This window comes from Burkholderia sp. BE12, from assembly GCF_002959955.1.
GTDB lineage: Bacteria > Pseudomonadota > Gammaproteobacteria > Burkholderiales > Burkholderiaceae > Burkholderia.
In genome coordinates, this window is the sequence record NZ_PREY01000022.1 from 1 (window position 1) to 23,511 (window position 23,511).

The window sequence follows — 23,511 nt, forward strand, 5'->3', positions numbered from 1 at the left end:
AATATGAATCACTTCATAAACCTGACTTACTTTAGTGTGAGACTCTTGATACTTTCGCTTTCTGATCCGAGGATCAGCTCGCTTCCATCAAGCGCCCACACTTATCGGCTGTTAATTTTTAAAGAGCATTTCTGCGAGAAACCTGAAGTTTCCCGGCAGCGCTGCGTTTTCAGCAGCAGAGAAGCGAGATTATGAACCGTGTTTCGCAGCTCGTCAACAACTTTCTAACTGCTTCGTTGCGACTGCGGGGCTCTCTTCCTGCGCCGCCAAGGCTCGTTACTACCGAACCTCACCAGCACCGCTTCCCTTCCTTCCGCGCCGCGTTTCCGTTAGCGCGAAAGAGGCGTGATTCTATGCATCCACCGGCAATCGCGCAAGGGGTTTCGCAAAAAATATAAGGCGCCGCACGCTATCGCGTGCGGCGCGCCTTATATAGAAGCAGCCGGAACCGTCAGGAGGCCGCGCGCACCTGGCGCGCGACGATCTCCATATAGTGATCGAGATCCGGCGTGATCTTGCCTTCCTCCTTCGCCGTGTCGTCCCAGCGGCGCAGGCGCAGCGCGTCCTCCGCGAACGGGCGCTGCAGGAACGCAGCCGTCTCCTCCTCACTGAAGATACCGCCCTGCAACGCCAGACTGCGCACCGAATCCGGCGACAGGCTCTCGAAGTAGCCGGCGTCCGTGCGACACAGGCAGCGCTTCGCGTCGACGTGCAGCCGGATCGGCTCCAGCACCGCGTCGTCGAACAACGGCCGCAGGAACGGCAGCACGTAATACTGATGCAGATCGTCGATCCCGCGCGCGCTCGGCGTCTCGCCCTGCCGATTCAGCAAATGGCCGAGGTCGTGCAGGAACGCCGCGGCGACCAGCGCTTCGTCCGCCCCGGACGCCTCCGCCAGCATTCCACTCTGCAATGCATGCTCCAGCTGCGTGACCGGTTCGCCGGCATAGGTCACATGGCCATGCTCGCGATACAACCCGTGGATCTCTTCCACCGTCAGCGCCATTCGTTTACTCCCAAGGCAACGAAAACGTCTTCAGGTTCGTGAAACTCTTCATCGCCTCCTGGACGCCTTCCTTGTAACCGAGCCCCGAATCCTTGATCCCGCCGAACGGCGACAGTTCGATCCGGTATCCCGGTACTTCCCACACGTTCACCGTGCCGACGTTCAGTTCGTTGACGAACCGCACGACGGCCGCCGTGCTGTCCGTACAGACACCCGACGACAGCCCGAACGCCGTCCCGTTGCTGATCCGGATCGCGTCGTCGATCGTGTCGAACGCGATGACGGGCGAGACGGGGCCGAAGGTCTCCTCGCGCACGATCGTCATCGACGGATCGACGTTGTCGAGCACGGTCGGCGCGTACAGCGCGCCGCGCCGCACATTGCCGGTCAGCAGGCGCGCGCCCTGCGCGACCGCCTCGTTCACGCGTGTCTCGAACAGCCGCGCCGCCGCTGCGTCGATCACCGTGCCCATTTCGTTCGCGGAATCGAACGGATCGCCGTATTTCCATGCGCGCGTCTTCTCGACGAGCAGTTCGGTGAACGCAGGCGCGATCGAGCGCTGCACCAGCATCCGCTTGACGGCCGTGCAGCGCTGGCCCGAATTCCGGTACGAGCCGAGCACCGCGAGCGACGCCGCGCGGTCGAGATCGGCATCGGCGAGGACGATCAGCGGATCGTTGCCGCCCAGTTCCAGCACGATGCGCCGGTAACCGGCCCGCGCGGCAATCGCCTTGCCGATCGCGACACCGCCCGTGAACGTGATCAGCGACGCATGCGGATGCGTGACGAGTTCGTCCGCGATCTCGGCCGGGTCGCCGGTCAGCACCTGCAGCATCGGCTCGGGCAATCCTGCTTCGTACAGCAAGTCCGCCAGATAGAACGCCGACAGCGGCACCTTCTCCGACGGCTTCACGATCACGCGGTTGTTGGTCGCGATCGCCGGCGCGATCTTGTGCGCCACCTGGTTCATCGGATGATTGAACGGCGTGATCGCGACGATCACGCCGTCGAGCGGCTGCCGCTGCGAGAACACGCGCCGCGCCTTGCCGTGGGGTGTCAGGTCGCACGAGAAACTCTGCGCGTCGTCGCGCAGCGCCTCGACCGCCGCGAACTTCAGCACGTCGGCGACACGGCCGATCTCGTAGCGCGAATCCTGTTTCGACAGCCCCGATTCGAGCGTGATCAGGTCGGACGCTTGCTCGGTGCGTTCACGCAGCAACGCGGCCGCACGTTCGAGAATCTGCGAACGCTCGTAGCGCGTGAGCGTCGGCCGGTAGGCCATCGCATAATCGAACGCCGCGCGCACGTCGTCGACGCTGGCGAGCGGGGCGGTGCCGACGCGTGTGCCCGTGTACGGATCCGCGACGTCGAGCGTGCGCTCGCGCATCGCACGCGTACCGCACCAGCGCATTGCTTCTGCGCGAAACGCCGGATGATCTTGCCGCGGATGAGCCATCATGTCGCAATCCGGTTCAACACGAAATCGAACACGTCGAAGTTGCGCGGGCGACGGGCGGGATCGTCCCGCTCGATACGGCGATTGAACAGCAGCGGCACTTCCTGCTCGGACATGCCGCCATGCGAACGCAGCGGCACCGTGAGGCCCGACAGGTCGTGTTCGCGTTCGCGCGTGCCAAGCGTCATGTCGCGGCGGCCGATCACGACGAGATCGCCGATCCGGTCGGCCGGCAGTTCGAAGCGCGCGGCAGCTTCCGCGTTGTCGAGCACGAGCTCGACGCCGTCGAGGCCACCGATGCGCCACATCGCCTCGGCCCGGTCGACACCCGGCGCCAGGTAGATCGTCGCAAACGAACCGAGCGCACCGTGGTGCACGACGTACGGATCGGTAATCGGCAGGATCACGCGCGCAGCCTGCGCGCCGTACCAGGCGTCGAAGGCATCCTGCAGATAGATCACGTTCGGCCGGCCCGTCGCCGGATCGTGCTTCGCGTTCATCCCGTGGTCGGCCGTGAGGCCGATCGCCCAGCCGAGCGCGTCGAGCTGCGCGAGGTAGCCGTCCATCATCGCGTAAAACGCATTCGCGCCGGGACTGCCCGGCTCGCACTTGTGCTGCACGTAGTCGGTGGTCGACAGGTACATCAGGTCGACCTGCCGCGTCTGCGCGAGCCGTACGCCGGCCGCGAACACGAATTCGGACAACGCCGCGCTGTACACATCCGGCGACGGCAGGCCGACCCAGTCGAGCACGTCGACGATGCCGTTTTCCGCGAGATTGGCCTGTGCGGCCTTCTCGGCCGAAAAGCAGATACCGTTCAGCCGCCAGCCGAGCAGCCTGCGCAGCTTGTCCTTCGCGGTCACGACGGCCACCCGCGCGCCGGCGTCGGACGCCGCCGCGAGCAGCGTGCCGGCACGCAGATAGGCCGGGTCGTTCATCATGACTTCGGCACCGCGCCCGCCGTCGGCGGCGGGATCCCAGAAATAGTTGCCGCAGATGCCGTGGACCGACGGCGGCACGCCGCAGACGATCGACAGGTTGTTCGGGTTGGTGAAGGTCGGCACGACGCAATCGGCCCGCCAGGCCGTGCCTTCCGCGATCATCCGGCCGATGAACGGCGCGACGCCCGCTTCCACCGCGCGTTCGAGATAGTCGTACTCGCAGCCGTCGACACAGATGACGACGGTCGGCTCGACCGGCAGCCGGAAGTGCCGGCCATTGACGTCGATCGACCGTCCGGCGAGACCGGTCGACGCGCCGGCGGGCGACGCATCACCGGGATGGCGCAACGCGAACGCGGCGTTCATGATGCCGCCCGCTTGCCGCGCGGCACGCGCGCGGCGATCAGCAGCAGCGCCGCGAGCGACGCGCCGAGCATCAGCAGCGACAGCGCCGACGCCGGCAGGTAATAGCCGCGCTCCACCTGGCCGATCACGACGATCGGCACGGTGGCGAAGCCGGGCGGATAAACCGTGAGCGTCGCGCCGAGCTCGCCGAGCGACAGCGCAAAGCCGAGCGCGAGGCTCGCGCGCAGCGCCGGCACGAGTTGCGGCAGCAGCACGCGGCGCAGCACCATCGCGGGCGGCGCACCGAGGCTCGCGGCGGCTTCGCGCAGCACGGTCAGCTCCGGACGCAGCGCGGCGGCCGCGCAGCGATAGCAGAACGGCAAGATCAGCGCCAGTTGCACCAGCACGACGATCGCCGCCGAGCTCGACAGGTCAAGCGGCTTCTGGTGATACGCGATCAGCACCGCGAGCCCGAGCACGACGCTCGGTACGCCGTTCGGCACCATCACGAGCGCGTCGACGACCGCGCCGAGGCCGCGCCGGTCGCGCCCTTCGAGCGCGAGCGCCAGCCACAGCCCGAGGATCGTGCCGAGCGCTGATACGCCGAAGCCGATTTCGAGGCTCGTCAGCAGCGCGTCGTATTCCTGCGAGCCGAGCCGCTCGAACCAGCGCAGGCTGTAGCCGGCCGGCAGGATCGTGCCCGACCACTGCGTCGACACGCTCGACAGCGCGACGACGATCACCGGCAGCACGAACAGCCAGAAGCACGCGAATGCGGCCAGCGCGAGCGCGGCGCGCGACGCATGCTTGAGCAGCGCGTCGGTCCAGCCGATCTGGTGGCGCGGCACGGCCTGCCCGATACGGAATTCAGCGGACATCGTTTCCTCCCGTCGCATGCCGGTTCACCCGGCGATAAACCGCATACAGCGCCAGCGACAGCGACAACATCACGACCGCGCCGGCCGACGCGGTCGGCAGGTCGAGATCGACGGTCGCGCTGCTGTAGATCGCGACCGGCAGCGTCACGAGCCGCGCACTGCCGAGCACGAGCAGGATCCCGAACTCGTTCAGCGTCAGCAGGAAACACAGCACGGTGCCGGCGGCGATGCCCGGCCACGCGATCGGCAGCACGACGCGGCGCGCGAGCATCCAGCCGGGCGCGCCGAGGCTGCGTGCGGCTTCGATCAGCCGCAGGTCGAGCGTCGCGAACGACGCGAGCGTCGGCCGCACGACGAACGGCGTGTAGAACACGGTCTGAGCAAGGATCACGCCGCCGATGCCGAACAGGAAATCGAGCGGCGGATTCTCGAGATGGAACAGGTGCTGCAGCGCGATGCTGATCGAGCCTTGCGAGCCGTACAGGAAGATCAGCGTGAACGCGACGAGGAACGACGGAAACGCGACGTACAGCTCCAGAAAGCGCGTGACGAGCGACGCGCCCGGGAACGGCCTGAAGAACAGCAGGGCCGCCAGCAGCACGCCGAGCACCGACGCGGTGCCGGCGCTCGCGAACAGGACGCCGAGCGTCGTCAGCAGCACGTTGCGCGTGTCGGGATTGCCGAAGAAGGTCCGGTACGCGGCGAAACTCAACCCGTGATCGCCCGAGACGCTCAGCAGCACGAGCCGCACCAGCGGATAGACGACGAGCGGGCCGAGCACGACGATCGCGAGCGCGGCCAGGTGCAGGTCGCCCATGCGCCTGCGGCGCCGCGCGGCGGCGGCATGCGCGGCGGCCGACGCGAGCACGTGCGGCGGCAGGCCGGCTTCAGGGCTCGATAAGAACGACATCGTCTGCCTCGCAATGCAGGGACACGCGCGCGCCGCGCTCGGGGGCCGCGCCGCGGCCGCGTTGCATCGTCACGCGCACGGGTTCGTCGGGCGCCGCGTCGATCACGACCGCGATCGACAGGTCCGCGCCCTGCCATTCGACGGATGACACCGTGCCGTGCAGGCCGCCCGCCGCGGGCGGCATCACGGTCAGCCGCTCGGGGCGCACGCAGGCGACCTTGCCGCGCACCTCGTGGCGCGGATCGCCGAGCGGGAAGATCACGTGCGGCGGCAGCAGGTTCGCCGGGCCGAGATAACGCGCGACGTAACCGTCGCACGGCGCGTCGTACAACTGCTGGGGCGTACCGAGCTGCGCGATGTGGCCGTCGCGCATCAGCAGCGCGCGGTCGGACAGCACGAGCGCGTCGTCGCGGTCGTGCGTCACGCAGACGACGGTCAGGTTCGGCAGGCGCTCGTGCAGCGCCTTCAGTTCGCTGCGCACCGACGCGCGCAGGTTGGCGTCGAGCGCCGACAGCGGCTCGTCGAGCAGCAGCACGTCGGGCTCGATCACGAGGGCACGGGCCAGCGCGACGCGCTGCTGCATCCCGCCCGACAGTTGCGCGGGCAGATGATGGCCGGCATCGCCGAGCTGCACGAGCTTGAGCGCATCGGCGACGCGTCGCGTCACTTCCGACGACGCCATGCCGCGTGCGCGCAGCCCGAATGCGACGTTCTCGAACACCGACAGGTGCGGGAACAGCGCGTAATTCTGGAACAGCAGACCGAGGTTGCGCTTGTGCGGCGGCGCATAGGTCAGGTCACGCCCGGCAACGGTCAGCGTGCCGGTCAGGCCGTCGGCCTTCACGAACCCGGCGATGAAGCGCAGCAGCGTGGTCTTGCCGCAGCCGCTCTTGCCGAGCACGGTCAGAAATTCACCGGCGCCGATCGACAGCGACAGATCGTCGAGCACCGTGCGTGCGCCGTAGCGCACGCTCAGGTGTTCGATCTGCACGCCGCCCGGCGCGCCGGACCGCAGCGTCGCGTGCGGTTCGGCGGCGCCGAATGCGCCGGGATGGGTCAGGGTGGTTTCCACCGGGTTCATCCTCTTGCTCGCTGATACAGGCGGCGTGCGCCGCTCACTTCGGCTTGACGACGTCGAGCTGCTTGCCCGAGCTGCCGATCACGTCCTTCTTCCAGCGCTCGATCCACACCGGCTTCTTCGCCATCACCTGGGTCCAGTCGACCGGAATCAGCTTCACGCCCGCGATCGCCTTCTTGACCGCTTCGCCGTTCTTGCCGGACAGCGGCACGTCGGTGCGGCCCGGAATGCCGTACATATCCGGCACCTTCGACTGCACTTCCGTCGACATCAGGTAGTCGATCAGCTTCCTGCCGGCGTCCTGATTCGGGCCGCTCTTGATCAGGCCGATGCCGTACGGGAGCTGGAACGTGGTCGGCTGGTCGCCGTCCTTCGCGGACAGGAAGATCGGCTTGACGGACAGCGCGCCGTGTTCGGCGTCGTCGAGATCCATCTGCAGGTCGCCGTTCGCGACGCTGATCTCGTTACGCGAGAGCAGCACGTTCAGGTAGCCCGTGCCCTTCGTGTGGAACTTCACGCTCTGCGACAGCTTCGCGAGGTAGTCGAACGCCTTGTCCTCGCCCATCAGCGACGTCGTCAGGATCAGCACGGCCATCCCGTCGCCGGCCGTGGCCGGGTTCGAGTACGCGACCTTGCCGGCGTAGGCCGGCGCGAGCAGGTCGGCGAACGTCTTCGGCTGGTTCTTCACGACGTCCGGGTTGATCGCGAACGAGAAGTAGTTGTTCACGAACGTCGCCCACGTGCCGTCCTCGGCCTTCGCGATGGCCGGCACGTTCTTGTAGTTCACGCTCTGGTACGGCTGCAGCAGGCCCATCTGGCCGGCTTGCTGGATGAACGGCGGCAGCGTGACGATCACGTCGGCCTTCGGGGAATTCTTCTCGATGTTCGCGCGGTTCACCACCTCGCCGCTGCCCGCCGTCACGATGTTGACCTTCACGCCTTCCTTCTTCTCGAAGGCCGGCAGCACATCGCGATAGAGGTTCTCGAGGCCGTCCGCCGTGTACAGCACGACCGCGTTTGCCGCATGCGCCGGCATCGCGGCGCCTTGCAGCAGACCGGCGGCGCAGGCGGCCAGCGCGAGCTTGCGGAACGCGCCGGCGGCGGCGCGCGAGGGTTTCTGCAGTGTCATCTCACTTCTCCGTAGGCGGAACACCAAACGGCCGGGGCACGATCCGGCTCTCCTGTTATCTCCGGGCAGACCGCCTGGCGGCCCGCCTCGCTACCGCGCTCAGGCTGGGTGTCGCGCGGCAACCGAAGGATCACAGCGTTCGATGACAAAGCCGTGACGAATGCCACAATTTCCAAAAAATGACACATTTTGCCACTATCATGCAAGTCATTCAGAAATGCCGATCGGCGTTTCGTTCGCCCTTTGCCGGAGAAAAAAGCCATGCCCGACCCCATCCTGCTCACGCCCGGCCCGCTCACCACGTCCGCCACAACACGCCACGCAATGCAACATGATTGGGGGTCGTGGGACGCCGCTTTCAATCAGCTGACGGCCAGCGTCTGCGCCGATCTCGTCGCCATCGCGGGCGGCGACGACGCGTACGTGTGCGTGCCGATGCAGGGCAGCGGCACGTTCTCGGTCGAAGCCGCGCTCGGCACGCTGGTGCCGCGCGACGGCGTCGTGCTGGTCCCCGACAACGGCGCGTATTGCGCGCGCATCCTGAAGATTCTCGGCCGGCTCGGCATCGACGCGATCGCGTTGCCGTTCGGCGAAGACGCGGCCGTCGACGCGGCGGCCGTCGAAGCCGCATTCGCACGCGAGCCGCGCATCACGCACGTCGCGCTCGTGCACCTGGAAACGAGCGCCGGAATCCTGAATCCGCTCGATGCGATCGCGGCCGCGTGCCGGCGGCACGGCAAGCGGCTGATCGTCGACGCGATGAGTTCGTTCGGCGCGCTGCCGATCGCGCTGGCGGACAGCGGCATCGACGCGCTGATCTCGGCCAGCGGCAAATGCCTCGAAGGCGTGCCGGGAATGGGGTTCGCGATCGTGCGGCGCGACGCGCTCGACGCGAGCGAAGGCAACTCGCCGTCGCTCGCGCTCGATCTCCACGATCAGTACGCGTATCTGCGCAAGACGGGGCAATGGCGCTTCACGCCGCCGACGCACGTGATTGCCGCGCTGCGCGCCGCGCTCGACCAGTACCTCGCCGAAGGCGGCCAGCCGATGCGCGGCGCACGCTATGCGGACAACTGCCGGACGCTGATCGAATCGATGCGCGCGCTCGGCTTCGTGCCGTTCCTCGACGCCGGCGTGCAGGCGCCGGTGATCGTCACGTTCCACGCGCCCGACCATCCGGCCTACGATTTCCGCCGCTTCTACGACGCGGTGCGCGACGCGGGCTTCATCCTGTATCCGGGCAAGCTCACGCGTCTCGAAACGTTCCGCGTCGGCTGCATCGGCGCGATCGACGCGACCGATATCCGGCGTGCGGTCGCCGCCATCGCGGCCGCGGTCGAATCGCTCGGCATCGCGATGCAGCACGCATGAAGTTGCGTACGTGCCGGCTGCCCGCCGGCACGCCCAAATAAAAAACCCGACGGCCGATCGGCCGCCGGGCGAATGCACCGAGTGTGCGGGGAGCCGGTATTTACAACTCGATCCGCTTGATGTCGCCGACGACGAAGATGTACGACAGCGCGCCGATCAGCGCGATCACGCCGATGAATACGAGCGCACCGACGAACGAGCCGGTCGACGCGACGATGAAGCCGACGACGAGCGGCGTGATGATGCCGGCGAGGTTCGCCGCGAAGTTGAAGATGCCGCCCGTCACGCCGAGCAGGCCGTCCGGCGCGATGTCCGACACGAGCGTCCAGCCGAGTGCGGCCATCCCCTGCGCGAAGAACGCGACCGACATGATCGCGATCACGGCTTCGTTGCTCTGCACGTAGTTCGCGAGAATGATCGTCGACGCGAGCAGCAGGCCCGCGATGATCGGCAGCTTGCGCGCGAGGTTCGCGGACTTGCCGCGGCGCAGCAGCCAGTCGGAGAAGATTCCGCCGAACATCACGCCGATCGACGCGGCGATGAACGGCATCACCGCGAAGAAGCCGATCTTCAGCCAGCCCATGTGGCGCTCGGTTGCCAGATAGGTCGGGAACCAGGTCAGGAAGAACACGAGCGTCGAGTTGCCGGCGAACTGGCCAAGGCAGATGCCCGCGAGCTGGCGCTTCTTCAGCAGTTTGCCGGCCATCGCCCAGCTGAACTTCGGCTGCGCGGCCTTGCCGCTCTTGTCGTCGGTCTTGCGCACGCCGTGCACGAGGCCGCCGCCCGCCTCGATATAGGCCAGTTCCGCCGCGTTCGCGCCCGGATGGTTGCGCGGCTCGTGGTAGAGCTTCCACCAGACGAGGCCGAACACGATGCCGACCGCGCCCACGACCCAGAACAGCGAGCGCCAGCCGAAAGCGCCCATCAGCGCGAACAGCACGGGGCTGAAGAACGCGAGGCCGATGTATTCGCCGACGGTATAGGTGCCCGTCGCCATCGCGCGTTCGTTCTGCGGGAACCACGTCGCGACGACGCGGCTGTTGGTCGGGAAGCACGGCGCCTCGGTGATGCCGAGGCCGAGGCGGCACGCGAGCAGCGTCGCGACGCCCGGCACGAAGCCTTGCAGGAGCGTGCACAGCGACCACAGCGTCATCGACCAGTAGTAGGTGATCTTGCTGCCGAAGCGGTCGAGGAACAGGCCGCCTGGAACCTGCATCGCCACGTACGTCCACGAAAACGCGGAGAACATGATGCCCATCACGGCCGCGTTGATGCCGAGCTCCTTGGTGAGCTGCGGCGCAGCCACGCCCAGCACGGTGCGGTCGAGATAGTTGATCATCGTGCCGATCGCGAGCAGCGCGAGGATCTTGTAGCGCGCCGACGTGCGCCGGACCGTGCCGGCCGCCTGCGCCGGCGCGGCGCTCGTCTGGGTAGTGTGCTGCATGGTCGTCTCCTTGGTCTCTTTCTGTATCTGTAAGGGGTCAGCGCGCGACGAGCGACTGAAAATGCTCGAACATCCGCTCGGCGTCGGGCGTGCGCCCGGTGAAGATCTCGAACGCGTCGACGGCCTGGTACACGGCCATCCCCCCGCCCGGCAGCGTCGCGCAGCCGGCCGCGCGTGCGGCGTGGATCAGCTCGGTTTCGAGCGGGAAATACACGATGTCGGCCACCCACATGCCCGCGTGGAGCAGTTCGGCCGGCAGCGGCAGGCCCGGATGCTTGACCATGCCGGTCGGCGTTGCGTGGATCAGGCCGGTCGCGGCGCGCATCGCGGCCGCGAGATCGCTACCCGGCGCGACCCGGGCCGCGGGGAAGCGCTGCTGCAATTCGGCCGCCAGCGCGGTGGCCCGCGTGCCGTCGACGTCGAAAATCGTCAGTGCGGCCGCGCCCATCTGCAGCGCCGCGTGCGCGACAGCCGCGCCCGCGCCGCCTGCGCCGAGCTGGACGACGCGTTCGAGCGACGCGCCGGGCAGCCCGCGGCGGAACGATTTCGCGAAGCCCGACCAGTCGGTGTTGTGGCCGATCCGCTTGCCGTCCTTGAACAGCACGGTGTTCACCGCGCCGAGCGCACGCGCGTCGTCCGACAGCGCGTCGAGGTGCTCGATCACGCGCTGCTTGCACGGGTGCGTGATGTTCAGCCCGTTGTAGCCCATCCGCTGCGCGGCCTCGAGCAGTTGCGGCAGCGCGTCGACGCTCAGGCCGAGCGCATCGAGATCGATGCGCCGGTACACGTAGCCAAAGCCCTGGCGGAATCCCTCTTCCTCGTGCATCGCGGGCGACAGCGAACCGCCGATGCCCTGGCCGATCAGGCCGATCAGAAACGACGGGCGGCTCATCGGGCGGCCCCCTGCGCGAACAGCGTCGCCAGGCGCTGCAGCGCGAACACGTAGCCTTCGGTGCCGCAGCCGCAGATCACGGCTTCGGCGATCGCCGACACGTACGAATGGTGGCGAAACGCCTCGCGGCGATGGACGTTCGAGATATGCACTTCGATCACCGGCTTCGCGATCGCGGAAAGCGCGTCGGCCAGCGCCACCGACGTGTGCGTATAGGCGGCCGGGTTGATCACGATGCCGTGCGTGTCGTGACGCGCGGCATGCAGCCAGTCGATCAGTTGATGCTCGGCGTTCGACTGGCGGAACTCGATTTCCAGCCCGAGCCCTTCCGCCGCCGTGCGGCAACGCTGCTCGAGATCGGCGAGCGTTTCCGCGCCGTAGATGTGGGGCTCGCGCGTGCCCAACAGATTCAGGTTCGGGCCGTTCAGCACCAGCACCTTGTGCTTGCTCATGTGATTTTGCTCCAGAAACGGGGGCGAATCGTTGGCCGACTCCGTCCCCTGACGTCAAGATTTGGCGCTAGTGTGCACTTGCGCCAGCGCAATGTCTTTTCGGGTTTTCGCTAATTTGTACCATCTAGTTAGTTTGTACAATACGCATCACTAGCCCAGTAAATTCGGGATATGGCGCCCGCGCCGAACTCAACGACTGGTTCATTCAGGGTCGGTTCGACCGGCGTCATGCCCCGCTCATCCGCAGGAATCGCCCATGCAGCGCTCGATCGCCACCGTGTCCCTGTCCGGCACGCTCGCCGAGAAGCTCGCCGCCATCCAGGCCGCGGGCTTCGACGGCGTCGAAATCTTCGAAAACGACCTCGTCTACTTCGACGGATCGCCGGCCGACGTCCGGCGCATGGCCGCCGATCTCGGCCTCGACATCGTGCTGTTCCAGCCGTTTCGCGACTTCGAGGGCGTGAGCCCGGCCCAGCTCGCGCGCAATCTCGACCGGATCAAGCGCAAGTTCGACGTGATGCATGCGCTCGGTACCGACCGCATCCTCGTCTGCAGCAATGTGTCGGCCGATACGATCGCCGACGACGGGCTGCTTGTCGATCAGCTCGGCGCGCTCGCCGAGGCCGCGCGGCAGGCCGGCGTGATAGCCGCGTACGAAGCGCTCGCATGGGGCCGCGTCGTGAAGCGGTACGGCCACGCGTGGCAGCTCGTGAATGCGGTGAACAGCCCGCATCTCGGCCTTGCGCTCGACAGCTTCCACACGCTGTCGCTCGACGATTCGCCGGACGCGATCGCCGACATCCCCGGCGACCGGATCGCCTTCGTGCAGATCGCCGACGCGCCGAAGCTCGTGATGGACGTGCTCGAATGGAGCCGCCACTACCGTTCGTTCCCGGGCCAGGGCGACTTCGACCTGGCCCGCTTCACCGCGCGCGTGATCGAGTCGGGCTATACGGGGCCGCTGTCGCTCGAGATCTTCAACGACGGCTTCCGCGCGGCGCCGACCGCGCTCACGGCCGCGGACGGCCATCGCTCGCTGCTCTATCTGGAAGACCTGACGCGCGCGCGGCTCGCCCAGGACGGTCGCGCGCCGGCCGCAGGCCAGCCGCTGTTCGCACCGCCGGCGCCGCCCGCGCACGTCGGATTCCAGTTCATCGAATTCGCGGTCGACGCGCAGGCCGCGGCGACCGTCGGCGAATGGCTCGGCCGGATGCGCTTCCGGCTCGCCGGCCGGCATCGCTCGAAGGACGTGACGCTGTTCCAGCACGGGGCCGCATCGATCGTGCTGAACGCCGAGCGCGACTCGTTCGCCGATGCGTTCTTCCAGCAGCACGGGCTGTCGCTGTGCGCGTCCGCGTTCCGCGTCGACGACGCCAAGGTGGCGTTCGAACGCGCGGCCGGCTTCGGCTACGCGCCGTTCTCGGGCCGGGTCGGGCCGAACGAGCGGGTGCTGCCGAGCGTGAAGGCCCCGGACGGCAGCCTCGAATATTTCGTCGACGAAGCGCCGGATGCGCCGACGCTGTATGAATCTGACTTCGTGCTGACCGACATCGACGGCCCGAGCGAAGTCGGCCCGCTGACGGGCATCGATCACGTGTGCCTCGCGCTGCCGGCCGACGCGCTCGACACGTGGATCCTGTTCTTCAAGACGGCGTTCGGCTTCGAGGCCGAGCGCAGCTGGCTCGTGCCCGACCCGTACGGGCTGATGCGCAGCCGCGCGGTGCGCAGCGCCGACGGCTCGGTGCGGATCGCGCTGAACGCGTCGGTCGACCGTCACACGGCCGTCGCCGAATCGCTCGACCGCTACCACGGCACCGGGCTGAACCACGTCGCGTTCCGCACGGACGACATCGTGAAGACGGTCGCCGCGTTCGCGGCCGACGGCGTACCGTTCCTGCGCATTCCGGCCAACTACTACGACGATCTCGCCGCGCGTTACGCGCTGCCGGACGAACTGATCGACACGCTGAGCGCACACCACCTGCTCTACGACCGGGACGAGCACGGCGGCGAATTCCTGCATGCCTATACGGAGCTGGTCGACAACCGCTTCTCGCTCGAGATCGTCGAGCGACGCGGCGGGTACGACGGCTACGGCGCGGCGAATGCGGCCGTGCGGCTCGCCGCGCAGGCGCAGCGCAGGAAATAAGGAAAAGGACGCGAACCGGAGTGGGGGGCCGGATCGCGCCCACCCATCGATCGGACGGGGCCGCTTGCCTGCCGCATCGTGGTGAATCTCGCGGCCAAGGGCCGGCCCGCATGGCTGCCCGCGGTCGTGCCGGGAGCCGCGCGTCGTCTGACGTTACATCCCGTAACTTGCACCGCAGTGCAGCATTGCGTCGCCCACCACGGTTTTAAGAATCGCTTAAGTCTTAGACGGCACCATCCGCAACCAGTACCCGATGGTTATCTTGAAAAGGAGGAAAGCGATGAGCGCCGTAGAAGCACCCGCGGGCCGCCCGGCCGCGCCCCCTGCAAAGAAGACGATGCTGCGCCGCCTGCTCAGTCATCATGAAATCGCGACGTTGCTCGTGCTGCTGCATGCACCGATCGGCGCGAACGCCAAACCGGAATTGCCCGCGCTGCAGGAAGCCGGCCTCGTCGAAATGGTCAAGCTGGACCCTGATACGACCCCGAGCTTCCGGCTGACCGAAGACGGCACGGCCGTCCTGAAAGGGCTCGGCTACCGTTGAGCCGCCGCTTTCACCCGCTTCACCCGCTTTCACCCGTTCCCGTTTCCCCGCCCGACCCCGATCCCTGCCACGCGCCGGCCACGCCGGCGAGTGGCGTCACCCTGCCCGCTCCTGCAGCATCAACCGGTATTCCGTCGGCGTCACGCCGACCGTCGCCTTGAACTGGCGCGTGAACGCGCTGTGATCCGTGTAGCCGCATAGCGCCGCGACGTCGGTCACCTTGTCGTGGGTGACGAGCAGCGCGGTGGCCGCGTCGAGCCGCGTCTTCAGCAGCACCTGGCGCGGCGTCAGGTGGAACACCTTGTGGAAGTAGCGTTCGAGCTGCGCAACCGACATCCCGGCCATCTGCGCGAGATGCTTCAGGTTCAGCGGCTGCACGTAGTGATCCTGGATGTGCTGGACCACGTCGGCGAGCCGGCTGTACGCCGGGTGCGATCCCTCGTGCGCCTTCAGGTCGCGCGAGATGCCCGCGAGGCCGATCACCCGGCCCGCGGCGTCGCGCAGCGGCTCCTTGCAGGTCAGGCACCAGCCCGGCTGGCGGCCCGGATACAGGTGCAGCTCGAGCTGGTCCATCAGCTGCTGGCCGGCGTTGATCGTCGCCATGTCCTGCTCGAAGTAACTACGGCCGAAGCGGCGCGGAAACACCTCGTCGGCCGTCTTGCCGAGCAGGTCGCGCTTGTCCTTGTAGCCGCAGCGCATCGCCAGCGTGCGATTGACGATCGCGTAGCGGCCGCTCGCATCCTTCACGAAGAACGCGACATCCGGCAGCGCATCGAACACCGGTTCGAGCAGGCGGAAATGCGCGAGCATCGCACCGAGATCGGCGTTGTCGGGCTGGTAGCGCAACGTGTCGGGCAGGCTCATGGGCGGTACGGCAAGCAAGGTCGTCATCCCGGCAACCGCGAAGCGAGTGGCAGATGGCGTCGATTATAGGAGCGCCCCTTCGATCGCGTCGCGCCGAACGCGGGGCAGGCAAGACGGAGGCCGGTCGCATCGTGTGTCCCGGCCAGGTTCATCGGTCAGCGGAACAGGTTGCGTACGCAACCACTACGCGGCACGTGCGCGGCCGGCAGCCGTTCCGCTGGCGCCGCTGCGGCCGCGGCGCATCGACACGCCGGTGCCCCGCACCCCGCACCCGAATCCATCATCCTAAAAATGCCGACGACCCGCGTCTTGGCGGGTTTGCGCATTCGTCATGACGATTTCAGCATATATCAGGGTTATCGACGATATGCCGATATCGTCGCCGGCCACGCATCGAACGCGCAAGACGCACGCATTTTCGCTACCTAGACTTCGCTTCACGGTCACGAGACGACATCCCGTCGCTGCCGCAATCGGCATGCACGGCTCGCCGCATCCACCATCGCGCACGCCGATTCCGGCACAGCGCGCGCAGCACGCGGCAAGCACGCATGGCCTGCCCATCGGCCTGCGGACCGATACGTCTCGCCCGGTTTACCGGCGCCGGCCCGCATGCCGGCGGCGGCCCAACCACGCCATCAAGGGGAAGTGAAAGTGAAGCTGAAGGTATCGCACGTCGCGCTGGCCGCCGCCTGCGCACTGTCGGGCGCGCACGCCGTCGCCGCCGACATCGTCAAGATCGGTTTCGCCGCACCGCTGACCGGCCCGCAGTCGAATTACGGCACGGACATGCAGAAGGGCGTGCAGCTCGCGATCGCCGATTTCAACGCGACGCATCCGACGATCGGCGGCAAGCCCGTCACGTTCCAGCTCGACTCGCAGGACGACCAGGCCGACCCGCGTACCGGCACGACCGTCGCGCAGCGGTTGATCGACGACAACGTCCGCGGGATCATCGGCCACTTCAACTCGGGCACCAGCATTCCCGCGTCCGACCTGTACGATCGCGCGGGGCTGCCGCAGATCTCGATGGCGACGTCGCCGCAATACACGGCGCGCGGCTACAAGACGACCTACCGGCTGCTGACGAGCGACGCGCAGGCCGGCCGCATCGTCGGCACGTACGCGGTGAAGACGCTGCACTTCAAGCGCATCGCGATCATCGACGATCGCACGGCCTACGGCCAGGGCATCGCCGACGAATTCGCGAAGGCCGTGGAAGCGGCCGGCGGCACGATCGTCAAGCGCGACTTCACGAACGACAAGGCGCTCGATTTCTCGGCGATCCTGACCAACCTGAAGGGCGTGAATCCGGATGCGGTCTTCTACGGCGGCGGCGACGCGCAATCGTCGCCGATGATCCGCAAGATGCGCCAGCTCGGAATGAAGTCGGCGTTCGTGACGGGCGAGATGTCGCGCTCGCCGACGTTCCTGAAGGTCGGCGGCGACGCGGCCGAAGGCGCGATCGTCTACATGGGCGGGCTGCCGAAGGAAAAGATGCCGGGCTTCTCCGGCTACGCGGCCCGCTACAAGGCGCGCTTCAACGAAGACGTGATCACGTACTCGCCGTACTCGTACGACGGCACGATCGCGCTGCTCACCGCGATGAAGGACGCGAATTCGACCGATCCGAAGGTGTACACGCCGTACCTCGGCAAGGTGTCGATCAAGGGCGTGTCGGCCCCGAGCATCGCGTACGACCCGAAGGGCGACCTGAAGGATGCGCCGGTGACGATCTACAAGGTCGAGCGCGGCGCGTTCAAGCCGGTCGATACGATCGCCGGCAACTGATTACGCGGGCCCTGCCCCGCGCGGCGCGCCAGCGGCTCACCGGCCGCGCGCGCCGCGTGCGCTTCGGCTGCATGGTCCGAAGCCGCGCTCGGCGCGCGCCCGCGCGCAGGCATTTCGCGCTCCTGTAGAATCCCCCCACCCGCTTTGACGCTTCGTCTCCGCCGTGCCCCATCCCGGTGCGGCGGCGCGTGTTGCGTGCCTCACCCGGCACGCGGCACGCTTCGACGACGCAAGCCGCGCCTTGTCAGTCCATGCCGATAGCGGGCCCTGGAGACGCAGCACCGACAACAACATTCGAAAACCGATCGTCCTGACCATGCAAGCTTCCGAATTGAGCGGCGTGCCTCGCGCCGCCGAACGCGCGCTCACGCGCAGCGACTACAAGACCCTTGGCCTTGCCGCACTCGGCGGCGCCCTCGAGTTCTACGACTTCATCATCTTCGTGTTCTTCGCGCCGGCGATAGGACAACTCTTCTTCCCGCACGACATTCCCGACTGGCTGCGCCAGTTGCAGACGTTCGGCATCTTCGCGGCCGGCTATCTCGCGCGCCCGCTCGGCGGCGTGATCATGGCGCACTTCGGCGACCTGTTCGGCCGCAAGCGGATGTTCACGCTGAGCGTGCTGATGATGTCGGTGCCGACGCTGCTGATGGGCATGCTGCCCACCTACGACACGATCGGTATCCTCGCGCCGGTGTTGCTGCTGCTGTTCCGCGTGCTGCAGGGCGCGGCGGTCGGCGGCGAGGTGCCGGGCGCGTGGGTGTTCGTGTCCGAGCACGTGCCGTCGCGCCATATCGGCTACGCATGCGGCACGCTGACCGCGGGCCTGACGGCCGGCATCCTGCTCGGCTCGCTCGTCGCGGCCGGCATCAACAGCCGCTACTCGACGGCCGAAGTCGGCGCGTTCGCGTGGCGCATCCCCTTCCTGCTCGGCGGCGTGTTCGGGCTGTTCTCCGTGTACCTGCGCCGCTGGCTGCATGAAACGCCGGTGTTCGCCGAGATGAAGGCGAAGAAGGCGCTCGCGGCCGAGATTCCGCTGAAGGCGGTGTTGCGCGACCACGGCCGCGCGGTGATCGTGTCGATGCTGCTCACGTGGATGCTGTCGGCCGCGATCGTCGTCGTGATCCTGATGACGCCCGCGCTGCTGCAGAAGCAGTTCCACCTGACGCCGGCGACGACGCTGTTCGCGAACAGCGTCGCGACGCTGTGCCTGACGGCCGGCTGCATCACCGCGGGTTCGCTCGCGGGCTGGATCGGCGCGAAGCGCGTGCTCGGCATCGGCGGCATCGGGCTGGCCGCGTGCTACTACCTGCTGTTCGTGCAGGTCGCGGCCGATGCGTCGACGCTGCCGCTCTACTACGGGATCGCGGGCTTCATGGTCGGCACGATCGGCGCGGTGCCGTTCGTGATGGTCAAGAGCTTCCCGGCCGTCGTGCGCTTCTCGGGCATCTCGTTCTCGTACAACGTCGCGTATGCGATCTTTGGCGGCCTCACGCCGGTGATCGTGTCGCTGATGATGAAGTCGAATCCGCTCGCGCCGGTCGCGTACGTCGCGGCGATCTGCGTGCTGGGCGCGATCGCCGTGCAGTTCTCGAAGGATGCGAAGGACGTGAAGGGCACGCACTGACGCTGGCGCCCGCTTCATGAACGAAGGGCCGAATCCCGCGGCGTGCGGGATTCGGCCCTTTTGACTTGCCTCGGCGTAGCGGCGCGAGTGCGGTCAGCTCAACGCAGCACGCCGTACGACGAACTCGGCCGGCGCAACGCGTCGATGCTCGCGCCGCCGGCGCCGGTGACGAACAGCAGCAGGAACCCGCCGGCGATCGCGACGTTCTTCCAGAAGTGAATCACCATGTCGTGCTGGACGGCGGCGTTGGTCGCGTCCCAGAAGTTGTGCCCGACCATCGCGGTCGCGATCGTGTAGACCGCCATCAGCAACGCGAGCGGCCGGACCTTGTAGCCGACGATCAACAGCAGGCCGCCCAGCCCCTCGATCGCGACGACGATCGGTGCGACGACCTGTTGATAGGGCACGTTCATCGTGTGCAGATACGCGACGAAATCGCTGTAGCCGAGCAGCTTCATGATGCCGCCCCACAAGAACAACGCCGCCAGCGCCAGGCGTGCGAAAAAAATGACGCCGGAATCGACGGTACGCGTCATGCCTCTCTCCTCGTATGCAATTCGGCCGCCCGCCCGGGCGCGCCCGTGCGGTTCGGCGCCGCGCGGCCCGGGTGGGCGCGCGGCAAATGGGCCAGCATAGAGGGTCTTTTCGCCGTGTCCAAGAAAAAGGTTGTAGCAAATCTTTACACTGCTGCGGCGGCGCCGGCAGCCCGGCGCGCTGAAAAACGCGTTTAGCCCGCGTCGCTCAACAGCACGCCCTTCTTGAAGATGAAGCAGCCGTAGCCGCGCAGTTCGCCGGTGACGATCACCGCATACGTCTGCTGCGCGCGCTCGTAGAACGCGAAACGTTCGACGCCGGCAAGCGGCACCGCGCGCCCTTCCGCGCGGTCGATCTCGGCCTGCACTTCGCGCTGCACGGGCGGCACCGCGGCTGCGTCGCCGACGACTTCCATGCGCCACGCGGGCGTGTCGACGAACGTATCGAGCGGCAGCACGGACAGCACCGCGCGCACGACGCGCGCCGAATCGGCGCCGTCGATCCGCAGCGCGCGGCCAACCACCGTGTGCTCCGCGACGGATTCCGCCGGGAAATTCGCATCGCAGATCGCGATTTCGTCGCCGTGACCCATCGCGCGCAGCGTGTGCAGGATGTCGGCGTGCAGCAGCGGGTCGAGATTCTTCAACATGTGGGCTAGTCTCCGGGTTCAGGAACGAATGGCATAACGTTACCCGATCCCGGCGGCCCGCAGTGCATGCATCGTTCGGATCAGGACGCCGCGGCCGGCATTTCGTCGATGAAACCCGTGACCGACGCGAGGCGGCCCGACGCGTCGACGGTGCCGAAGTCCGAACCCTTCACGATCGCCGCGCCGTCGGGCGACACGAGCGCCCACGAGAATCGCAGGTACGAGCCGAACGCATCGACGTCGGTCGTGCGGCTGAAGCGGTAGGCGGGGAAACGTTGCTGCACGGCGGCGATCATCGTGTCGATGCCCGCGTGGCCGTCGCCGGCCATCAGCGGATCGCGATAGGTCGCGTCGCTCGCGTAGGTCGCATCGATCAGCGCGCGGCGGCGCGCAACGTCGGGTTCGTTCCAGGCGTCGAAGTAGCGGTCGATCAGATCGGCGTGAACGGACGATGCGGATTGAGCGGTGTTCATGGCGAGGCTCCTTGTGTCGGTGACGAACGATGTCGCGGACGTTTCGGGTCCGCGTGCCGCTATCGTCGCCGGGCCGGCGGAGGCGGTCGATTACGCGGGAGGTAAGGAAATCGCGCCGGCCACGCGCCGCATGCCCGCGCCAAATCGCCATGCGCATCGCAACGAAAACGGGCGCCCGAAGGCGCCCGCATCGTCTTGCCGCAACCACCGCGCGCGCGTCAGGTCACCGGCGCCGGATTGAACAGCGTCAGCGCATTCGCGAGCTTCCATTGTTCGGCCCACGTGCGGCGCTTGCCGCTGGCGACGTCGAGCATCAGCCGGAACAGTGCCCAGCCCGTGTCCTCGATGGTCGCCGCGCCGGTCGCGATCTGCCCCGCGTCGAGATCCATCAGGTCGTGCCAGCGGCGCGCGAGATCGCTGCGCGTCGCGACCTTGATCACCGGCACCTGCGCGAGGCCGTACGGCGTGCCGCGGCCGGTCGTGAAAATGTGCAGGTTCATCCCCGCCGCGAGCTGCAGCGTGCCGCAGATGAAATCGCTCGCGGGCGTCGCCGCGTACAGCAGCCCCTTTTGCCGCGCGCGATCGCCGGGGCGCACGACGCCGGCGATCGGCGCGCTGCCCGACTTCACGATCGACCCCATCGCCTTCTCGACGATGTTCGACAGGCCGCCCTTCTTGTTGCCCGGCGTCGTGTTCGCGCTGCGGTCGACGCGGCCGCGCTGCAGGTAGCGGTCGTACCAGTCCATCTCACGGATGATCTCGCGGGCGACGTCCTCGTTCGCCGCGCGCGACGTGAGCTGCGCGACGCCGTCCCGCACTTCGGTCACCTCCGAGAACATGATCGTCGCGCCCGCACGCACGAGCAGGTCGGCCGCGAAGCCGACCGCCGGGTTCGCGGTGAGCCCCGAGAACGCGTCGCTGCCGCCGCACTGCACGCCGACGACGAGATCCGACGCCGGGCAGGTTTCGCGACGGCGGCGGTTCAGCCGCTCGAGATGCGATTCGGCCATCTTCATGATCGAGTCGATCATCGAGTTGAAGCCGACGTGCGCGGCGTCCTGCAGGCAGACGACGCCGCCGTTGCCGGTCGCGCCGTCGGCCGCCAGCGGAATCGAGCCCGGCGGCAGCAACCGCTCGGGCTGCAGCTTCTCGCAGCCGAGGCTCACGGTCATCACTTCGCCGCCGAAGTTCGGATTCAGGCTGATGTTGCGCAGCGTGCGGATCGGGATGTCGGCGTCGGGCGCATCGATCGCGACGCCGCAGCCGTACGTATGTTCGAGCCCGACCACGTCGTCGACGTTCGGGTAGCGCGGCAGCAGTTCGTCCTTGATCCGCTTCACCGCATGCTCGACGACGCCCGACACGCACTGCACGGTCGTCGTGATCGCGAGGATGTTGCGCGTGCCGACCGAGCCGTCGGCATTGCGGAAGCCCTCGAACGTATAGCCTTCGAGCGGCTCGAGCGGCGGCGCGGCGCGCGTGGCGAGCGGCAGGTCGTCAAGGCCGGGCGGCTCGGGCATGCGCATCGTGCGCTCGTTGACCCAGCTGCCGCGCCGCAGGTCGGTCAGCGCATAGCCGATCACCACGTTGTAGCGAACGACCGGGTCGCCGGCCGCGAGGTCGACGAGCGCGACCTTGTGCCCCTGCGGCACGCCTTCGCACAACGTCAGCCCGTCGGCGAACGTCGCGCCTTGGGGCAAACCACCGTCGTTGACGACGATCGCGACGTTGTCGTCCGGATGCACGCGGATGTAGAGAGGGGAAGCAGTCATCGGAATTCCTGGAAGCTATCTGCGATATCGTTAGTCATCATACGACATTCAACCTCAATCCACGATGCTGAGTAAACCCTTATCCGGAAAGACCCTACCCTTGACCGGCCAGCAAACCGCTTGCGCCGCTCTTTCTTGCGTTGTACGATGACATACAACGACATCGCCAATATGGCTCGGATGCCGTACCGACGAACCCCGCACTCGCGCTAGACGGACGACCCAACCATGACTTCACCGCAAGAACTCAAACAGATCATCTCCCACGGCCTGCTGTCGTTTCCGCTGACGGATTTCGACGCCGACGGCAGCTTCCGCCCGACCACCTATGCCGAGCGCCTGGAATGGCTGGCGCCGTATGGCGCGAGCGCACTGTTCGCGGCCGGCGGCACCGGCGAATTCTTCTCGCTCACCCAGCGCGAGTATTCGGACGTGATCCGCGTCGCGACGGAAACCTGCAAGGGCAAGGTGCCGATCCTCGCCGGCGCCGGCGGCGCGACGCGCGTCGCGATCGAATATGCGCAGGAAGCCGAGCGCCTCGGCGCGAGCGGCGTGCTGCTGATGCCGCACTACCTGACCGAAGCGAGCCAGGAAGGGATCGCCGAGCATGTCGAGCAGGTCTGCCGTGCGCTGAAGATCGGCGTCGTGGTATACAACCGCGCCAATTCGAAGCTGAATGCCGACATGCTCGAGCGCCTCGCCGACCGTTGCCCGAACCTGATCGGCTTCAAGGACGGCGTCGGCGAAATCGAAAGCATGGTCACGATCCGCCGCCGCCTCGGCGATCGTTTCGCGTACCTCGGCGGCCTGCCGACGGCTGAAGTCTATGCAGCCGCGTACAAGGCGCTCGGCGTGCCGGTGTACTCGTCGGCGGTGTTCAACTTCATCCCGAAGACGGCGATGGCGTTTTACGAGGCGATCGCGAAGGACGACCACGCGACGGTCGGCCGCCTGATCGACGAGTTCTTCCTGCCGTACCTGAAGATCCGCAATCGCCGCGCAGGCTACGCGGTCAGCATCGTGAAGGCGGGCGCGAAACTCGTCGGCCACGACGCGGGCCCCGTGCGTGCGCCGCTCATCGACCTGACCGAAGCCGAAGCGGCCGAGCTCGACGTGCTGATCAAGAAGATGGGCCCGCAGTAAGCAGGTTCGCCGGCGGCGCGGCCTTCATGGCGCCGCGGCCGGCCTGATCACGCCGTATCCGCA

The 23,511-nt window shown here is 67.3% G+C and carries 21 protein-coding genes; 6 read left to right on the forward strand and 15 right to left on the reverse strand.

The features are described 5' to 3' along the window. Window positions 1–451: 451 nt before the first annotated feature. Genes C4B30_RS23225 through phnS form a run of 7 tightly spaced genes read right to left on the reverse strand, consistent with a single transcriptional unit; the run spans window position 452 to window position 7,743 of the window. Window positions 452–1,006, reverse strand: coding sequence for a phosphonate degradation HD-domain oxygenase (locus C4B30_RS23225; RefSeq protein WP_105133071.1), 555 nt, complete (start codon window positions 1,004–1,006; stop codon window positions 452–454). Between the two features lie 4 nt (window positions 1,007–1,010). Further along, window positions 1,011–2,465, reverse strand: coding sequence for a phosphonoacetaldehyde dehydrogenase (gene phnY / locus C4B30_RS23230; protein WP_105133072.1), 1,455 nt, complete (start codon window positions 2,463–2,465; stop codon window positions 1,011–1,013). Next, window positions 2,462–3,769 (reverse strand): phosphonoacetate hydrolase, encoded by a 1,308-nt coding sequence (gene phnA, locus C4B30_RS23235; protein ID WP_105133073.1) that lies wholly within the window; start codon window positions 3,767–3,769, stop codon window positions 2,462–2,464. The genes phnY and phnA overlap by 4 nt, the downstream gene beginning before the upstream one ends. Continuing rightward, the gene (gene phnV / locus C4B30_RS23240) at window positions 3,766–4,626 is read right to left on the reverse strand and encodes a 2-aminoethylphosphonate ABC transport system, membrane component PhnV (RefSeq protein ID WP_105133074.1); all 861 of its coding nucleotides are present in this window, start codon (window positions 4,624–4,626) and stop codon (window positions 3,766–3,768) included. The genes phnA and phnV overlap by 4 nt, the downstream gene beginning before the upstream one ends. Next, window positions 4,616–5,536: a 2-aminoethylphosphonate ABC transporter permease subunit gene (gene phnU, locus C4B30_RS23245; protein WP_105133075.1), complete on the reverse strand. Its 921-nt coding sequence runs from the start codon at window positions 5,534–5,536 to the stop codon at window positions 4,616–4,618. Before phnU ends, phnV begins: the two co-directional genes overlap by 11 nt. Next, window positions 5,514–6,617 carry a 2-aminoethylphosphonate ABC transport system ATP-binding subunit PhnT gene (phnT, locus tag C4B30_RS23250; RefSeq protein ID WP_027781497.1) on the reverse strand — a complete coding sequence of 368 codons (1,104 nt, stop codon included), beginning with the start codon at window positions 6,615–6,617 and terminating at the stop codon, window positions 5,514–5,516. Before phnT ends, phnU begins: the two co-directional genes overlap by 23 nt. Window positions 6,618–6,651: 34 nt before the next feature. Beyond that, entirely contained in the window at window positions 6,652–7,743 is a 1,092-nt protein-coding gene (phnS, locus tag C4B30_RS23255) for a 2-aminoethylphosphonate ABC transporter substrate-binding protein (RefSeq protein WP_027781498.1), read from the reverse strand. Window positions 7,744–8,004: 261 nt separating this feature from the next. Here phnS and C4B30_RS23260 point away from each other — a divergent pair, with 261 nt between their 5' ends. Further along, a complete protein-coding gene (locus tag C4B30_RS23260; protein ID WP_105133076.1) occupies window positions 8,005–9,114 on the forward strand; it encodes a 2-aminoethylphosphonate--pyruvate transaminase in 1,110 nt (369 codons plus the stop codon). 100 nt (window positions 9,115–9,214) lie between these two features. On the opposite strand, the gene C4B30_RS23265 is transcribed toward C4B30_RS23260, so the two are convergent. Genes C4B30_RS23265 through aroQ form a run of 3 tightly spaced genes read right to left on the reverse strand, consistent with a single transcriptional unit; the run spans window position 9,215 to window position 11,902 of the window. Then, a complete protein-coding gene (locus tag C4B30_RS23265) occupies window positions 9,215–10,558 on the reverse strand; it encodes an MFS transporter (protein ID WP_027781500.1) in 1,344 nt (447 codons plus the stop codon). Window positions 10,559–10,595: 37 nt separating this feature from the next. After that, window positions 10,596–11,450, reverse strand: coding sequence for a shikimate dehydrogenase (locus C4B30_RS23270; RefSeq protein WP_089500658.1), 855 nt, complete (start codon window positions 11,448–11,450; stop codon window positions 10,596–10,598). Next, window positions 11,447–11,902, reverse strand: a complete 456-nt coding sequence (aroQ, locus tag C4B30_RS23275; protein ID WP_027781502.1) for a type II 3-dehydroquinate dehydratase — start codon at window positions 11,900–11,902, stop codon at window positions 11,447–11,449. The genes C4B30_RS23270 and aroQ overlap by 4 nt, the downstream gene beginning before the upstream one ends. Window positions 11,903–12,158: 256 nt before the next feature. Here aroQ and C4B30_RS23280 point away from each other — a divergent pair, with 256 nt between their 5' ends. Together C4B30_RS23280 and C4B30_RS23285 are read left to right on the forward strand one after the other, a co-directional pair. Next, the gene (locus tag C4B30_RS23280; protein ID WP_105133077.1) at window positions 12,159–14,051 is read left to right on the forward strand and encodes a bifunctional sugar phosphate isomerase/epimerase/4-hydroxyphenylpyruvate dioxygenase family protein; all 1,893 of its coding nucleotides are present in this window, start codon (window positions 12,159–12,161) and stop codon (window positions 14,049–14,051) included. Between the two features lie 280 nt (window positions 14,052–14,331). Continuing rightward, window positions 14,332–14,595 carry a hypothetical protein gene (locus C4B30_RS23285; RefSeq protein ID WP_027781504.1) on the forward strand — a complete coding sequence of 88 codons (264 nt, stop codon included), beginning with the start codon at window positions 14,332–14,334 and terminating at the stop codon, window positions 14,593–14,595. 96 nt (window positions 14,596–14,691) lie between these two features. Here C4B30_RS23285 and C4B30_RS23290 read toward each other — a convergent pair whose 3' ends face one another. Then, the gene (locus tag C4B30_RS23290) at window positions 14,692–15,486 is read right to left on the reverse strand and encodes an AraC family transcriptional regulator (RefSeq protein WP_027781505.1); all 795 of its coding nucleotides are present in this window, start codon (window positions 15,484–15,486) and stop codon (window positions 14,692–14,694) included. Window positions 15,487–16,071: 585 nt separating this feature from the next. On the opposite strand from C4B30_RS23290, the gene C4B30_RS23300 reads away from it, so the two are divergent. Together C4B30_RS23300 and C4B30_RS23305 are read left to right on the forward strand one after the other, a co-directional pair. Then, window positions 16,072–17,250: a branched-chain amino acid ABC transporter substrate-binding protein gene (locus C4B30_RS23300; RefSeq protein WP_442778466.1), complete on the forward strand. Its 1,179-nt coding sequence runs from the start codon at window positions 16,072–16,074 to the stop codon at window positions 17,248–17,250. A gap of 316 nt (window positions 17,251–17,566) precedes the next feature. Then, window positions 17,567–18,877: an MFS transporter gene (locus C4B30_RS23305; RefSeq protein WP_105133078.1), complete on the forward strand. Its 1,311-nt coding sequence runs from the start codon at window positions 17,567–17,569 to the stop codon at window positions 18,875–18,877. A gap of 98 nt (window positions 18,878–18,975) precedes the next feature. Here the strand turns inward: C4B30_RS23305 and C4B30_RS23310 are convergent, their stop codons facing one another. The 4 genes from C4B30_RS23310 to garD form a co-directional block, all read right to left on the reverse strand. Further along, window positions 18,976–19,413: a DoxX family protein gene (locus tag C4B30_RS23310; protein WP_027781508.1), complete on the reverse strand. Its 438-nt coding sequence runs from the start codon at window positions 19,411–19,413 to the stop codon at window positions 18,976–18,978. A 191-nt stretch (window positions 19,414–19,604) separates the two neighbouring features. Beyond that, complete coding sequence (locus C4B30_RS23315; protein WP_027781509.1) at window positions 19,605–20,060, reverse strand: RbsD/FucU family protein; 456 nt, start codon at window positions 20,058–20,060, stop codon at window positions 19,605–19,607. A gap of 80 nt (window positions 20,061–20,140) precedes the next feature. Then, window positions 20,141–20,533 (reverse strand): nuclear transport factor 2 family protein, encoded by a 393-nt coding sequence (locus C4B30_RS23320; RefSeq protein ID WP_027781510.1) that lies wholly within the window; start codon window positions 20,531–20,533, stop codon window positions 20,141–20,143. 218 nt (window positions 20,534–20,751) lie between these two features. Further along, window positions 20,752–22,305 carry a galactarate dehydratase gene (gene garD / locus C4B30_RS23325; protein WP_027781511.1) on the reverse strand — a complete coding sequence of 518 codons (1,554 nt, stop codon included), beginning with the start codon at window positions 22,303–22,305 and terminating at the stop codon, window positions 20,752–20,754. 228 nt (window positions 22,306–22,533) lie between these two features. Here garD and kdgD point away from each other — a divergent pair, with 228 nt between their 5' ends. Further along, window positions 22,534–23,448, forward strand: a complete 915-nt coding sequence (kdgD, locus tag C4B30_RS23330; protein WP_027781512.1) for a 5-dehydro-4-deoxyglucarate dehydratase — start codon at window positions 22,534–22,536, stop codon at window positions 23,446–23,448. Window positions 23,449–23,511 lie beyond the last annotated feature (63 nt).

Coding starts and splice junctions, on each gene's coding strand:
- C4B30_RS23225 (WP_105133071.1), bottom strand. CDS start 1,006: ATGGCGCTGACGGTGGAAGAGATCCACGGGTTGTATCGCGAGCATGGC.
- phnY (WP_105133072.1), bottom strand. CDS start 2,465: ATGATGGCTCATCCGCGGCAAGATCATCCGGCGTTTCGCGCAGAAGCA.
- phnA (WP_105133073.1), bottom strand. CDS start 3,769: ATGAACGCCGCGTTCGCGTTGCGCCATCCCGGTGATGCGTCGCCCGCC.
- phnV (WP_105133074.1), bottom strand. CDS start 4,626: ATGTCCGCTGAATTCCGTATCGGGCAGGCCGTGCCGCGCCACCAGATC.
- phnU (WP_105133075.1), bottom strand. CDS start 5,536: ATGTCGTTCTTATCGAGCCCTGAAGCCGGCCTGCCGCCGCACGTGCTC.
- phnT (WP_027781497.1), bottom strand. CDS start 6,617: ATGAACCCGGTGGAAACCACCCTGACCCATCCCGGCGCATTCGGCGCC.
- phnS (WP_027781498.1), bottom strand. CDS start 7,743: ATGACACTGCAGAAACCCTCGCGCGCCGCCGCCGGCGCGTTCCGCAAG.
- C4B30_RS23260 (WP_105133076.1), top strand. CDS start 8,005: ATGCCCGACCCCATCCTGCTCACGCCCGGCCCGCTCACCACGTCCGCC.
- C4B30_RS23265 (WP_027781500.1), bottom strand. CDS start 10,558: ATGCAGCACACTACCCAGACGAGCGCCGCGCCGGCGCAGGCGGCCGGC.
- C4B30_RS23270 (WP_089500658.1), bottom strand. CDS start 11,450: ATGAGCCGCCCGTCGTTTCTGATCGGCCTGATCGGCCAGGGCATCGGC.
- aroQ (WP_027781502.1), bottom strand. CDS start 11,902: ATGAGCAAGCACAAGGTGCTGGTGCTGAACGGCCCGAACCTGAATCTG.
- C4B30_RS23280 (WP_105133077.1), top strand. CDS start 12,159: ATGCAGCGCTCGATCGCCACCGTGTCCCTGTCCGGCACGCTCGCCGAG.
- C4B30_RS23285 (WP_027781504.1), top strand. CDS start 14,332: ATGAGCGCCGTAGAAGCACCCGCGGGCCGCCCGGCCGCGCCCCCTGCA.
- C4B30_RS23290 (WP_027781505.1), bottom strand. CDS start 15,486: ATGACGACCTTGCTTGCCGTACCGCCCATGAGCCTGCCCGACACGTTG.
- C4B30_RS23300 (WP_442778466.1), top strand. CDS start 16,072: ATGCCGGCGGCGGCCCAACCACGCCATCAAGGGGAAGTGAAAGTGAAG.
- C4B30_RS23305 (WP_105133078.1), top strand. CDS start 17,567: ATGCAAGCTTCCGAATTGAGCGGCGTGCCTCGCGCCGCCGAACGCGCG.
- C4B30_RS23310 (WP_027781508.1), bottom strand. CDS start 19,413: ATGACGCGTACCGTCGATTCCGGCGTCATTTTTTTCGCACGCCTGGCG.
- C4B30_RS23315 (WP_027781509.1), bottom strand. CDS start 20,060: ATGTTGAAGAATCTCGACCCGCTGCTGCACGCCGACATCCTGCACACG.
- C4B30_RS23320 (WP_027781510.1), bottom strand. CDS start 20,533: ATGAACACCGCTCAATCCGCATCGTCCGTTCACGCCGATCTGATCGAC.
- garD (WP_027781511.1), bottom strand. CDS start 22,305: ATGACTGCTTCCCCTCTCTACATCCGCGTGCATCCGGACGACAACGTC.
- kdgD (WP_027781512.1), top strand. CDS start 22,534: ATGACTTCACCGCAAGAACTCAAACAGATCATCTCCCACGGCCTGCTG.